Here is a 12,747-nt window from a genome sequence, read left to right on the forward strand (position 1 = left end):
TGAGTCCCCTTTAATGGACGAAAAACACCTTTAACATATTAGATGTAAAAAAACTCCTAAAAATATTTTATTAATGAAAAAATCGTACTTTTAACCTCCCCTACTTCAGCAAGATATAAAAGGTCCAGCTACATTCTTTTAGGCTTCTCCCTTAACAGGAGTTTAAGTTTTAAAATGAATGTTTACTTTATATTTGAACCGTATAACCTAAAATGCAATTGATTAAATTTAACACTTAAAGCCTATGCGAATTTTTACTCTGGGTAAAATGAGAATACCATTATTCTTTTTTGCCTTATTACTATTTAGCGGAACCTACACATATGGACAGAGTTGTCCTACTGTAGAGGATGAACTAAGCACGCAGAGTTTCTGCGATACTGAAGAACCAACCTTTGGGAGTCTTCAGGTTTCTTCAGGAACTGATGTCGTGTGGTATGCGACCGAAAACGCTTCACAACCTTTGGGTAACGATGAATTTATCCCAAACGGAGTTAACATTTATTATGCTGGTTCTTCCACTGGAAATTGCTCTACGAGACCGGCTGTGACCGTGACAGTCGTTGGTGCACCTAGAATTTTAGGAATCAACGAAAATACCCTGAGACAAGCTGATCCTGGTTCTTCCCTTCCCCAACTTACTTTCTGTGTTGAGGATGTTAACGATTCTAATTTAACTTTAGCAGACATTCGAACCAGTGCAGATAATAGCGGCAAAATCATATGGTATGCTGACGCATTTCAGGAAGAGGTATTAACTCAGAGTACTGAACTTGTAAATGGAGCTACCTATTGGGTAGGACAGGAAGGACCTGATGGTTGTATTTCCAGTTTAAACAGTGTTGAGATAGTTTTATCTAACGAACCAGCTCCAACAGGTGATGAAGCACAGGAGTTTTGTGCAATAAACAACCCTACTCTAGCAGATATTGTCGCCACCGGCAACAATAGATACTATACCGCAGGAGGAACAAGATTAGCCTCTACTGCTGAATTAGTAGATGGCCGCACTTACTATGTATCTTCGGTAGGAAGTACTTGTGAAAGTTTTGATCGATTAGCTGTTACTGTAACTGTAACACCAGCTGTAGAGCTTGAGACTACGGGTCCTGGAATAGTCTGCGAACTTGATGTTCAGGAAACTTTCCCAAGTGTTGATGCCATTGAAAACTACTATTTGAGCTTATTAGGTGAAGGAGTTCCTTCTAATGGAACATTTAATCCTACTCCTGCTCAAGTGGCAACTCAATATCAAAATGATAACGACGGTATCGGGAATTTTACAACCACTTACACTGTAGGTTGTGACCAGGTAGACCTTACAATATCTGTTATAGCTTCGGAAGAAGCTAATGCGGGACAGGATGTCTCTTTGGAATTCGCCATTGATGATGAACCTCAGGTTCTATATTCATTCCTTACCCCAGAAGCACAAACTTCAGGAAGTTTTGAAGGCTATCCTGACGGACTTTTCGATCCTGGACAGGCAGGTGCTGGTGTTTACACCGTCACATACACTGTAGATGAAACTAGTGGTTGTATTACCGGAACAGATTCTGCAATATTCACTATTACAGTAGCTCCTTGTGAGGCTAATGCAGGTGAAGATGTGAATGAAACCTTCTGTCGCACTGAAATTGAAGCTCTTGTACAGCAAATTATAAATGCACAAGATCCAGGGTCACAAGATCCAGATCCAACAGCAGGTATGGAAGTACTTGCAGAGTGGCTGGGAGACAGAGACCTTGATGGAACATTTGAAGGAGATTTTACTGGATTACAGAGATTCTTAGTTCCTGGCATACCACTTACTGAACCAGTTACTGTAACAGGCACGTACATTGTAGGTGAAGGAGAGTGTGAAGATACAGCTGCAATATCTATTACCGTTATAGAGGATGCAAATGCAGGAAATGAGAACTCGATTACATTAAGTCCTGATGATGCTCCGGTAGATCTATTTACTTTACTTGGGGAAGAGGCCCAAGAAGGAGGAACATGGACCTCTGGCAATGGCACTTTTAATCCTGCAACAGATGCAGCCGGCACTTACACTTATACTGTAGGTTCAGGTGATTGTACAGACTCTGCTTCTGTAGTAGTTACTCTTACTACAGACCCTGTAGACCCAGGGAATCCATCTTCTGGATATGCAATAGTTTGCTCAGTAGATGTAGACACTTTCTTCCCAAGCTATGATGAAATAAGAAAATTCTACCTGCGCCTATTGCCTACAGGAACTGCAAGAGATGGCTCCTTCAACCCTACGCCAAGGCAGATCTCTGAAATGTATCAGGCAGATGCTGACAAATTAGGAGAGTTTACAACTATTTACACTGTAAACGGAGAATCTTATGAACTCACCATCAATGTAGTTACTGAAGCCAATGCCGGGAATGATGCCACTATTACTCTTACTACAGAAGACGATGCAGTAAACCTATTTGAGTATTTAGGAGAAAACGCTCAGCAAGGTGGAACCTGGAATACAGGAAACGGAACTTTTGATCCAACCACTGACGAAGCCGGAACCTTCACCTATACAGTAGGGTACGAAAGCTGCATGGATTCTGCAACCGTAACAGTAATTGTAAACGATCCAACCGACCCAACAGATCCAACTACACCAGGTAGTGGTTATGCTATAGTTTGTGCAGGAGATGTTGATACTTTCTTCCCAAGCTATGATGAAATAAGAAAATTCTACCTTAGGCTTCTTCCTACAGGTGTAGCAACAAACGGTACTTTTAATCCGACACCAAGGCAAATTTCTGAAATGTATCAGGCAGATGCTGATAAATTAGGAGAATTCACCACTGTATACACCGCCCCTGACGCACAAACGTATGAATTAACCATTAATGTAGTTGCTGAAGCTTTTGCCGGAGATGACGCCACTGTTACTTTAACTACAGAAGACGATGCAGTAACCCTATTTGAGTATTTAGGAGAAAACGCTCAGCAAGGTGGAACCTGGAGTAACGGAGACGGAACTTTTGATCCAGCTACAGACGAACCAGGAACTTTCACTTACACTGTGGGTTATGAAGGTTGTATAGATTCAGCTACTGTTACTGTTACAGTATCAACTGATCCTTGCACAGGTATTGTAGATGCTGGAACAGACAGTTCAGCAAATGTTTGTGAAACTGATGTTCAAACTACTTTCCCAAGTATCGACGAAATAAGAAAATTCTACCTTGGCCTTCTGGATGCAGGAGTGTCCGTAGATGGAACTTTTAGTCCAACTCCAGCTGAGATCTCAGCTATGTACCAGGCTGATGAAGATGGTTTAGGTGATTTCACTACAACCTACACCCTTACTGATGGAGAGTGTACAGATTCAGCAGAACTTACAGTAACAATAATACCTACTGAACCTGCAAGCACAGGTAACATAGATGGTATAACTACCTGTACTGCCGAAGGAACTATTAATCTTTTTGATTTCCTTACTGAAGACAACACTTTAGGCGGAACTTTCTCTGATGCTTCAGGAGTAATTACTGATGGAATGTTGGACGTATCTGAAGAAGGTGCTTTCACCATCACTTACACCGTTGAAGAAGGTGATACTGAAAGTTGTATAGAAGGAAGTGCCTCTACTACCTTTACTGTTAATGTAACTGCTAACACTGCCAATGCAGGAGCAGACAATTCAGTAGAAGTTTGTAATTCTGAAGTAGAAAATCTCTCCAATGCAGGTGTTAGAAATCTTTATATAAGCCTTCTTGAATCAGGAGTGGCTACAAATGGAAGCTTTAACCCAACCATTCAGGAAATCATAGATGATTACAATATCAACAGCAAATTTGGAGACTTCACCACTACTTACACAGTAGGAACCGGTCAGTGTACAGATTCTGCCGTACTTACGGTTACAGTTCTTGAAAACCCTGACGCCGGACAAAATGCTACTGTAAATCTTGAAGAAGATGCAACAGAAACAGTAGACCTTTTTGCCGAACTTGGAGGAACACCTGAAACTGGTGGAACCTGGACTTTTGATGGTGATGAAGTTGATGCAACTTTTGATCCTGCAACCGATGCAGAAGGCGTATATACTTATACTGTAACTAGCGACAACGGATGTTCAGCTTCAGCTACAGTGACTGTAATTGTTGGAACTCAAGAACCAGAATGTAACGGAGAAAACACTCCGGCCGCCCCAACAGTGACGCCATTTGATGGTTGTGCTGCCAGCAATGCGACTGTAGCCGATCTTGACATTTCTGGTGAAGCCGACGCAGTGTTTACTGTTTATTCTGATGAAACACTTCAAACAGAGGTAGATGCTACACAAGTGCTTACTGCAGGAACATATTATGTTACACAAACAAATACTACTGGTTGTGTATCTGATGCTACTGCCGTAACTGTAACTTTAAATGATGTAGACGCACCATCTCTGGTAACTGAACCAGAACAACTATGCGCCGGTCAGGATTTGACAGTAGGTGATCTTGAAGGTAGCGTTATTGCTAACGGAGATCTTGTATGGTACACTACCGCTACAGGTTCAGAAACTGTATCTCCATCCACTCCGCTGCAGAACGGCACAACTTTATTCGCCGCTGCCGTTGATGCAACTACTGGATGTGAAAGTTCTACAAGAACTCCTGTACAGGTAAATCTATCCAATTGCGAGATTGTTATTCCTGAAATATTCTCTCCAAACGGTGATGCCATTAATGACCGGTTTGTAATTCAGAACATTTCTTCGGAATATCCAAACCACATGATGGAGATCTACAATAGATGGGGTGAGCCTGTATATAAAGGCCAGGTTGGAAAATCTCAGGGATGGGATGGTACTTCTTCGGAAGGATCATTCGGAAGCGGAGTACTTCCAGTAGGAGTTTACTTCTATATCCTAAACTATAACGACGGACAGACCGCTCCTATTCAAGGTAGAGTGTACTTAAGCAGATAATTTTGAAATATTCGAAACAAATGAGAAATTCTTTTATAAAAATTTTTACAGTTGTTTGCATTGCCCTTTTTTCACTAAAGGGTAATGCACAACAAGATCCCATGTATACCCAGTACATGTATAACATGAGCGTGATAAATCCTGCTTATGCATTAGATGACCTGGGAATGCTAAACGTTGGTGGCGTTTATAGAAACCAATGGGCCGGGATGGACGGAGCTCCTGAAACTGCCAATTTCTTTGCCCACACCGGGCTTAGCGAAAGGATTGAAGCAGGTATCTCCATAGTTCACGACGAGATTGGAGATATAGTTAAAGAAAACAACCTTTATGCCGATGTGGCTTATGTCCTTCCGGTATCAGAAACTTCAAAATTATCTTTTGGGGTGAAAGCAGGGGTTACTTTCTTTGACGCAAACCTCACTGCTCTTGAAACCGGGAATAACGAACAAGTTGATCCTGCCGCTCAAAACGTTAGTGAAGCATTTCCAAACTTTGGTGTTGGTGCTTACTGGTTTGGTGATAAATACTATGTAGGTCTATCGGCTCCAAACCTTTTCACGTCAAAACACCTTGAAAACGAAACAGGACTGGCTCGTTTGGGAGAGGAAAATATCCACTACTTCCTTACCGGGGGGTATGTATTCGACCTTAACCAAAACCTAAAGCTTAAACCGGCCTTTATGGCTCGTGCAGTAGAAGGAGCTCCTCTTTCTGTTGACATTACAGCAAACGTGCTTCTTTACAATCGTTTTGAAGCAGGTGTAGCTTACCGTTTTGATGAAACAGTAAGTGGATTGGTGAACTTTAGAGTTACTCCTGAACTTAGAATAGGTTACGCCTACGACTATACAACAGGAAACCTATACTTCCTTACCGGGGGGTATGTATTCGACCTTAACCAAAACCTAAAGCTTAAACCGGCCTTTATGGCTCGTGCAGTAGAAGGAGCTCCTCTTTCTGTTGACATTACAGCAAACGTGCTTCTTTACAATCGTTTTGAAGCAGGTGTAGCTTACCGTTTTGATGAAACAGTAAGTGGATTGGTGAACTTTAGAGTTACTCCTGAACTTAGAATAGGTTACGCCTACGACTATACAACAGGAAACCTAAGTGACTTTAATGATGGCACACATGAAATCATGGTACTTTTTGACCTTGACCTCCTCGGCCTTTCAAAAGGTTACAACGTATCCCCAAGATTCTTCTAAAACCTAAGAAACATGAAAAAACTTTATACCACACTTTTAGCTGTCCTTATTGGATTCTCGGCCGTGGCCCAGAGTTCTCAGATAAAGAAAGCTAACCGTTTATTTAACCAGAGAGCCTATATGGACGCTTCTGAAGAATTCCGGTTAGTTCAGGATAAGGATCAGGAAGTCCTTCAGAAATTAGGAGACTCCTATTTCTATACAAACAGAATGGGTAATGCGGCCGAAACTTACCGCAGCCTTTTTCTGAAGTACAACGACGGTAGCGTTGCACCCGAATATTCTTTCAGGTTTGCGCATTCACTACGTGCTACAGGACAGGACGAAGAAGCCGACAAATACTTTAGCCAGTACTACAACAGTACTGTAGATTTTGAAGAGTGGACTGCAAAGCTTGATACTGCTGTATCTCATACCTACACTACAAACCAGGTAATGCAGAATGCAGCGTCTTCAGACTTCGGAATTACCTTTATGGGTGACCGTATCGTTTTTGCTTCTACCCGCAATCAGGATCGTCCTATTTACGCATGGAACAAGAAACCTTATCTTGATCTTTACGTTGCCGATATTGATGATGAAGGTAACCTTAGCAACATCGCGTTGTTCAACGACAAGATCAATACCGACACTCACGAAAGTTCAGCTGCTTTTTCTACCGATGGAAAAACCATGTACTTTGACCGTACTAACTCAAGAAGAGTTAAAGTTGACTGGGCTGAAGTACCTGTATCTACCATTAGAATCTACCGCGCCGAGCTTGTTGATGGCGAGTGGACAAACATTGAAGCTTTGCCTTTCACCAGCGACCAGTATTCTGTAGAGCACCCAACTTTAAGTGAAGACGGTTCTACCCTGTATTTCGCAAGTGATATGCCAGGATCAATGGGATCATTTGACATTTACAGCGTAGCTGTTAACGAAGACGGAACATTTGGAGAACCAGTAAACCTGGGGCCAAATGTAAATACCGCTCACCGCGAACAGTTCCCTTACATTGCTAATGACGGAACTCTTTATTTTACTTCTGATGGGCATATGGGCTACGGTAATCTTGATGTTTTCAAAAGCGAGCAAAATAATGGCACTTTTGAAGAAGCTCAAAACCTTGGTAATTCTCTTAACAGTGAGTTTGATGACTTCGCGTTTGTACTGAAAGAAGGAGAAGAAAAAGGATATCTTGCTTCCAACAGAAGAGGATCTGATAACCTTTACGCTTTCACCAGAGAAGATTACACACCTCCAATCCTTCCAAAAGATGAAATGGAGATCAATCCTGAAACCGGAAGAAGACAAATCGCAGGAGTTGGAAACATCTACTTTGATTTTGATAAAGCAACCATCAAATCTGAATCTGAACCTACTCTTAACCGCGTAGCTGAGATCATGAAAAACTATCCAACGCTTAAAATAGAAATTGGCTCTCACGCCGATGCACGTGGATCAGATAAATACAACATGAATCTTTCTCAGCGTCGTGCTGAATCTACTCTCGAGTATCTAGTGTCTCAGGGAATAAGCCGTGACAGGTTGGTTCCAAAAGGATATGGTGAAGAAGTACCATTGAATGACTGTACAAGACCTAATATGTGTACTGCTGCTGAATATGCGCGCAATAGACGAAGTGAATTCACTGAAATTACAGGAAGTACTCCTTACCTGCAAGATCAGCCTGAAGCAGCCGATGACGACCAAAACTAGGCTACAATTAACTAACCAGCCAAAAAGAAGGGCCCCGAGAAATCGGGGCCTTTTTTATTCTGAAAAGGTATATACAAAACTTTCTATTGAATAAATATCTATAGAATTAGAAAATATATTCCTTCAAAATGTTCCATGGCATTAACCAGAAGGAATTTTACTCCTCAAAAATGTGAATCCATAATCACCTTTTTGGAGGGTAACCTTCTAAAGCTTCTTCCACTATTTTATCAAACTGTTGTTGTCTTTGTACAGGACTCCAGTTAGGATTAAATTTGCTGTTAACAACAGCCTGCCAAACCAGTTCGTCCCGTTCCACATCTATAAGATCAAAAGTAAGCTGAAGAAAACTCTCAGGGCCTCCTAATGGTATACCTCCGCTCACTCCTACTCCCACATTCCCTCCGGAACCACCTATTCCCACCCCAAGGCGGTTACGGCTGGGCTCCTGGTATTGTTCGGTATAGACGTTTAGGTATAGATCGGGAGTTGTTGAGGTAGATAAATTCCTCTCCTGTAAAGCACTTTCCATGCTATTGAGTAGCCGGTTTTCATCTAACTCACTTAGACCCGACTGGACTTCCGGATAGATGCTTATAGTGTTATAAGTGGAAAAGTTTGTCTGCTCATCGTAGTCAAAAGCCGCCCGTGGTCCTCCACAGCCGCTCATAATGAAGCATAAACAACATATTTTTAAAAGTTTCATACTGGTGTTTTCCTTAAATTTAAAGAAAACACCACTGAAAACTAAGACATTAACAGGAATTAAACAGCCTCCTCTTTATTCAGCATTTCCCAGAGCTTATCTTTAAGCTGGGTCAATCCTTGCTGCGCTACAGATGATATGAAGATATACGGCGCATTGAGTTCGCGATCAAGTTGCGTGGTCATTTCAGCCTTTAATTCGGCATCAAGCATATCGCTTTTTGAAATGGCTACCAAACGATCTTTATCAAGAAGTTCCGGGTTGTAACGCCTTAGTTCATCTACCAGGATCTCGTACTGCTCCTTTATATCCTTCGCATCAGCAGGGATTAAAAACAAGAGTGTTGAGTTGCGCTCAATATGTCTTAAGAACCTGTGTCCAATACCCTTTCCTTCAGCTGCCCCTTCAATAATTCCGGGGATATCGGCCACCACAAAGGTTTTAAAGTCACGATATTCGACAATTCCTAAATTGGGCTTTAAGGTTGTAAACTCGTAACCGGCTATTTTTGGCTTGGCTGCTGTGATCACCGAAAGTAAAGTTGACTTTCCGGCGTTGGGAAAACCTACAAGACCAACATCAGCAAGAATCTTTAGCTCAAGGGTAATATCCTCTTCCTCACCGGGAATTCCAGGCTGCGCATATCGCGGGGTTTGATTGGTTGAAGATTTAAAATGCCAGTTACCCAGCCCTCCTTTTCCGCCTTCAGCAACAATGATCTCCTGTCCATCTTCAGTAATCTCGTGAAGAATATTTTGGGTTTCGGTATCACGAATAACCGTTCCTAACGGCACTTCAATGATCTCATCCTGCCCATCGCCCCCGGTGCTACGTTGTTTACTTCCGTGTTCCCCGTGCCCGGCTTTAACGTGCCTCTTAAATTTGAGGTGAAAAAGCGTCCAAAGGTTTTTGTTCCCTCTTAGGATCACATGCCCTCCACGGCCTCCATCTCCTCCATCGGGCCCGCCTTTTGCAACGTACTTTTCACGGTGCAGGTGAGACGATCCTTTACCTCCATTACCCGAGGATACGTGTATCTTAACGTAATCAACAAAATTCCCTTCAGTCATCCTTTATCATCTTTACACCAGTGGCATTTCTTATACCAGCTGGTCAATAGCTTCTTTTAAACGTGCAGTGATCTCCTGAATAGAGCCTACGCCGTTTATGCCAAAATATTTATCCTGTTTCAAATAAAACTGTTTCAAGATCGCAGTTTCTTCGTAATAAACTTTTATTCTTTTGCGAATAACAAGTTCATTAGCGTCATCTGGCCGTCCCGAAGTTTTTCCCCGCTCGAGCAAACGCTCCACCAGGATCTCGTCATCAACTTCCAGAGCGATCATGGCATTAACCTGGGTTCCCTCTTCCTGAAGAAATTCCTCAAGAGCTTCGGCCTGAGCAACCGTGCGTGGAAATCCGTCGAAAATGAAGCCATTCCCTTCGGTTGACTGTCTTACTTCAGCCTTCAGCATATCTATAGTAATGCTATCGGGCACCAGCTGGCCTTTATCCATGTAGGCTTTTGCAAGCTTACCAAGTTCAGTTTCATTTTTAATGTTGTACCTAAAGACATCTCCTGTAGAAATGTGCTTAAGGTTGTAATGATCTTTAAGGACAGCTGCCTGGGTTCCTTTACCTGCACCAGGAGGCCCAAACAAAACAATGTTTGTCATTTTACTGTTTTTAAGTTTATAGACCTGGGTAAGATTCCTGCCCAGCCCATCATAATCAAGGCCATATCCCACAATAAAATCATTCGGAATTTCCATCCCCACATAATCTATGGGAAGGCTTTTCTTGTAGGATGCCGGCTTGTAAAATAAAGTTGCAATTTTATATAGGTTCACTTCTTCGCTCTTAAGAATCCGGTCGAGGCTCTCAAGAGTATTTCCAGTGTCCACAATATCCTCTATCACCACTACATTACGACCTTTCAAAGAACTGGTAAGGCCCATTAAAGACTCTACTTTACCTGTGGTTCCCGTACCTTCATAAGAACTTAGCTTCACAAAGTTCACTTCACAGTCGCCCTTAAATCTCTTAATAACTTCGGCCGCAAAAAGAAAAGCCCCGTTTAAAACCCCCAGAAAAACTGGCGTTTTATTTTCAAAATCGGCATTTATCTGCGCAGCCACTTTTTCTATACCGACGTTGATTTCGGCTTCAGAAATAAAAGGAGTAAATTTTAGATCGTGTAGTTGTACCAAAACAAAAATATTTTTGGGAAGCAAAGATACATATTCCAATCAACTCAGGATGCCAAACCCTACGCATTTATAACTGAATCTTGCGGCATTTCAGATTTTTAAAATTATTTTTGCTGAAACACCTCATTAATGATCAATTATTTTTCTTCAGATTTCACCCTCGGAATACTTGGTGGAGGCCAGCTTGGAAAAATGCTCCTTTACGAAACCCGAAAGTTTGACATTCGCACCATTGTACTCGATCCTAATGCCGAAGCGCCCTGCAGGATTGCCTGCGATGAATTCACCCGCGGCGATCTCATGGATTTTGACACCGTAGTGAACTTCGGAAGAAAAGCAGATGTACTCACCTTTGAGATTGAAGCAGTCAATGTAGAAGCTCTTGAAAAATTAGAGTCTGAAGGAATAAAAGTCTATCCTTCATCCAAAACCTTGAAGAAAATTCAGGACAAAGGCGTACAAAAAAATTTCTTTACCAGCCACGAAATCCCTACTGCCCGTTACCAAAAATACTCCTCAAAAATGGCATTTTTGGAAGGCCTTCAAAAAGGGGAAATTTCCCTGCCTCTTGTGTGGAAAAGTACAACGGGAGGTTATGACGGTAAAGGTGTTGCAGTGGTCAAGAACCTCCAAACAGCCGAAGATTTACCCGAAACTGCCTGTATTGCTGAAGATCTCATCCCTTTTAAGAACGAACTTGCAGTAATTGTGGCTCGCAACCCATCGGGAGAGGTAAAGACCTACCCTGTGGTTGAGATGGAATTTCATCCCGAAGCCAACCAGGTAGAATACGTGATTTGTCCGGCCCGGATTGATGCCGCGGTAGCCGAAAAAGCGAGAAACGTTGCCGAAAAAGTTTCAAAAGCCTATGAACACATTGGTTTACTGGCGGTTGAAATGTTCCAGACAGAAGAAGATGAGATCCTGGTTAATGAAGTTGCGCCCAGGCCTCATAACAGCGGCCACTACAGCATAGAAGCAGCATTTACCAACCAGTTTGAACAGCATTTGAGAGCCATTCTTGACCTTCCTTTGGGAGATACCGAAAGCAAGGCCGGCGGCGTAATGGTGAACCTGGTAGGCGAAGAAGGTTATTCAGGAAATGTGGTTTACGAGAACATTTCCGAAATCATGAAGTTAAAAGGGGTCACCCCTCATATCTACGGAAAGAAGATAACGAGGCCTTTCAGGAAAATGGGACATGTGACGATTGTAAATGCAGATCTTTCTAAAGCTAGACAAATTGCTGAAGAGGTCAAAAATAAAATTAGAGTAATTAGCGAATAACAAAACAGACCTCACAGGTTTCAAAAACCTGTGAGGTCTAAAATTTATTATATGAGCAAAGTAGGAATTATTATGGGCAGCACCAGCGATATGCCGGTAATGCAGGAAGCAATTGATATATTGAAGTCCTTTGATGTAGAAGTTGAAGTAGATATAGTCTCTGCTCACCGTACTCCCGACAAACTTTTCGATTATGGGAAAAATGCTCATACCCGCGGCATAAATGTAATTATTGCAGGTGCCGGTGGCGCCGCGCATCTTCCGGGAATGATTGCATCTCTTTCCCCCCTGCCGGTTATTGGGGTGCCGGTAAAATCGAGTAATTCTATTGATGGATGGGATTCTGTATTGTCTATTCTTCAAATGCCGGGAGGAGTTCCGGTAGCTACTGTAGCACTAAACGGAGCCAAAAATGCAGGTATTCTAGCAGCTCAAATTCTTGGTAGCTCAAACCAGGACGTTCTTCAAAAAATCGTAGATTACAAGGAAGACCTTAAACAGAAAGTAATTGAGGGCGCAAAAAGCATTAAAAAATAAAAGCCACGCTTTCACGTGGCTTTAAAGTAGCATTCGTTGTTTTAATAGTATTTATTAACCATTCTAAATATATTAATCAAAAACCTAAAAGCTACTGACTTTAGTAATTTGGGAAATGTGAAGTAAAGAATAATTTTAGAATTTTCCGAACTTTTCCAAAAA

The 12,747-nt window shown here is 42.0% G+C and carries 8 protein-coding genes; 5 read left to right on the top strand and 3 right to left on the bottom strand.

Going from position 1 to position 12,747, the window contains the following annotated elements:
* The first annotated feature begins 244 nt into the window (after nucleotides 1-244).
* From ACQ93I_RS13500 to ACQ93I_RS13510, 3 genes are read left to right on the top strand one after another with little or no spacing between them, the layout of a single operon-like run.
* Nucleotides 245-4,933: a gliding motility-associated C-terminal domain-containing protein gene (locus ACQ93I_RS13500; protein ID WP_431698949.1), complete on the top strand. Its 4,689-nt coding sequence runs from the start codon at nucleotides 245-247 to the stop codon at nucleotides 4,931-4,933.
* Nucleotides 4,934-4,953: 20 nt separating this feature from the next.
* Nucleotides 4,954-6,144 (top strand): PorP/SprF family type IX secretion system membrane protein, encoded by a 1,191-nt coding sequence (locus tag ACQ93I_RS13505; RefSeq protein WP_431698950.1) that lies wholly within the window; start codon nucleotides 4,954-4,956, stop codon nucleotides 6,142-6,144.
* 12 nt (nucleotides 6,145-6,156) lie between these two features.
* Nucleotides 6,157-7,845, top strand: a complete 1,689-nt coding sequence (locus tag ACQ93I_RS13510) for an OmpA family protein (RefSeq protein WP_431698951.1) — start codon at nucleotides 6,157-6,159, stop codon at nucleotides 7,843-7,845.
* A 184-nt stretch (nucleotides 7,846-8,029) separates the two neighbouring features.
* Here ACQ93I_RS13510 and ACQ93I_RS13515 read toward each other — a convergent pair whose 3' ends face one another.
* The 3 genes from ACQ93I_RS13515 to ACQ93I_RS13525 are packed head-to-tail and all read right to left on the bottom strand — an operon-like array spanning nucleotide 8,030 to nucleotide 10,761.
* Nucleotides 8,030-8,551 carry a DUF4136 domain-containing protein gene (locus tag ACQ93I_RS13515; protein ID WP_431698952.1) on the bottom strand — a complete coding sequence of 174 codons (522 nt, stop codon included), beginning with the start codon at nucleotides 8,549-8,551 and terminating at the stop codon, nucleotides 8,030-8,032.
* Between the two features lie 59 nt (nucleotides 8,552-8,610).
* Nucleotides 8,611-9,621 (bottom strand): GTPase ObgE, encoded by a 1,011-nt coding sequence (gene obgE, locus ACQ93I_RS13520; protein ID WP_431698953.1) that lies wholly within the window; start codon nucleotides 9,619-9,621, stop codon nucleotides 8,611-8,613.
* Nucleotides 9,622-9,651: 30 nt separating this feature from the next.
* Nucleotides 9,652-10,761 carry an adenylate kinase gene (locus ACQ93I_RS13525; RefSeq protein WP_431698954.1) on the bottom strand — a complete coding sequence of 370 codons (1,110 nt, stop codon included), beginning with the start codon at nucleotides 10,759-10,761 and terminating at the stop codon, nucleotides 9,652-9,654.
* A 129-nt stretch (nucleotides 10,762-10,890) separates the two neighbouring features.
* On the opposite strand from ACQ93I_RS13525, the gene ACQ93I_RS13530 reads away from it, so the two are divergent.
* Nucleotides 10,891-12,048, top strand: a complete 1,158-nt coding sequence (locus ACQ93I_RS13530; protein ID WP_431698955.1) for a 5-(carboxyamino)imidazole ribonucleotide synthase — start codon at nucleotides 10,891-10,893, stop codon at nucleotides 12,046-12,048.
* Nucleotides 12,049-12,099: 51 nt separating this feature from the next.
* The gene (gene purE / locus ACQ93I_RS13535; RefSeq protein WP_266070208.1) at nucleotides 12,100-12,585 is read left to right on the top strand and encodes a 5-(carboxyamino)imidazole ribonucleotide mutase; all 486 of its coding nucleotides are present in this window, start codon (nucleotides 12,100-12,102) and stop codon (nucleotides 12,583-12,585) included.
* The last annotated feature ends 162 nt before the right edge of the window (nucleotides 12,586-12,747 follow it).

Origin of the sequence: Salinimicrobium sp. WS361 (assembly GCF_050750585.1) — a bacterium.
Lineage (GTDB): Bacteria > Bacteroidota > Bacteroidia > Flavobacteriales > Flavobacteriaceae > Salinimicrobium.

What these genes read in the sequence shown, in the direction of transcription:
- ACQ93I_RS13530 (WP_431698955.1), top strand. Translation starts at nt 10,891, where the DNA reads ATGATCAATTATTTTTCTTCAGATTTCACCCTCGGAATACTTGGTGGA.
- ACQ93I_RS13505 (WP_431698950.1), top strand. Translation starts at nt 4,954, where the DNA reads ATGAGAAATTCTTTTATAAAAATTTTTACAGTTGTTTGCATTGCCCTT.
- ACQ93I_RS13515 (WP_431698952.1), bottom strand. Translation starts at nt 8,551, where the DNA reads ATGAAACTTTTAAAAATATGTTGTTTATGCTTCATTATGAGCGGCTGT.
- ACQ93I_RS13500 (WP_431698949.1), top strand. Translation starts at nt 245, where the DNA reads ATGCGAATTTTTACTCTGGGTAAAATGAGAATACCATTATTCTTTTTT.
- purE (WP_266070208.1), top strand. Translation starts at nt 12,100, where the DNA reads ATGAGCAAAGTAGGAATTATTATGGGCAGCACCAGCGATATGCCGGTA.
- obgE (WP_431698953.1), bottom strand. Translation starts at nt 9,621, where the DNA reads ATGACTGAAGGGAATTTTGTTGATTACGTTAAGATACACGTATCCTCG.
- ACQ93I_RS13510 (WP_431698951.1), top strand. Translation starts at nt 6,157, where the DNA reads ATGAAAAAACTTTATACCACACTTTTAGCTGTCCTTATTGGATTCTCG.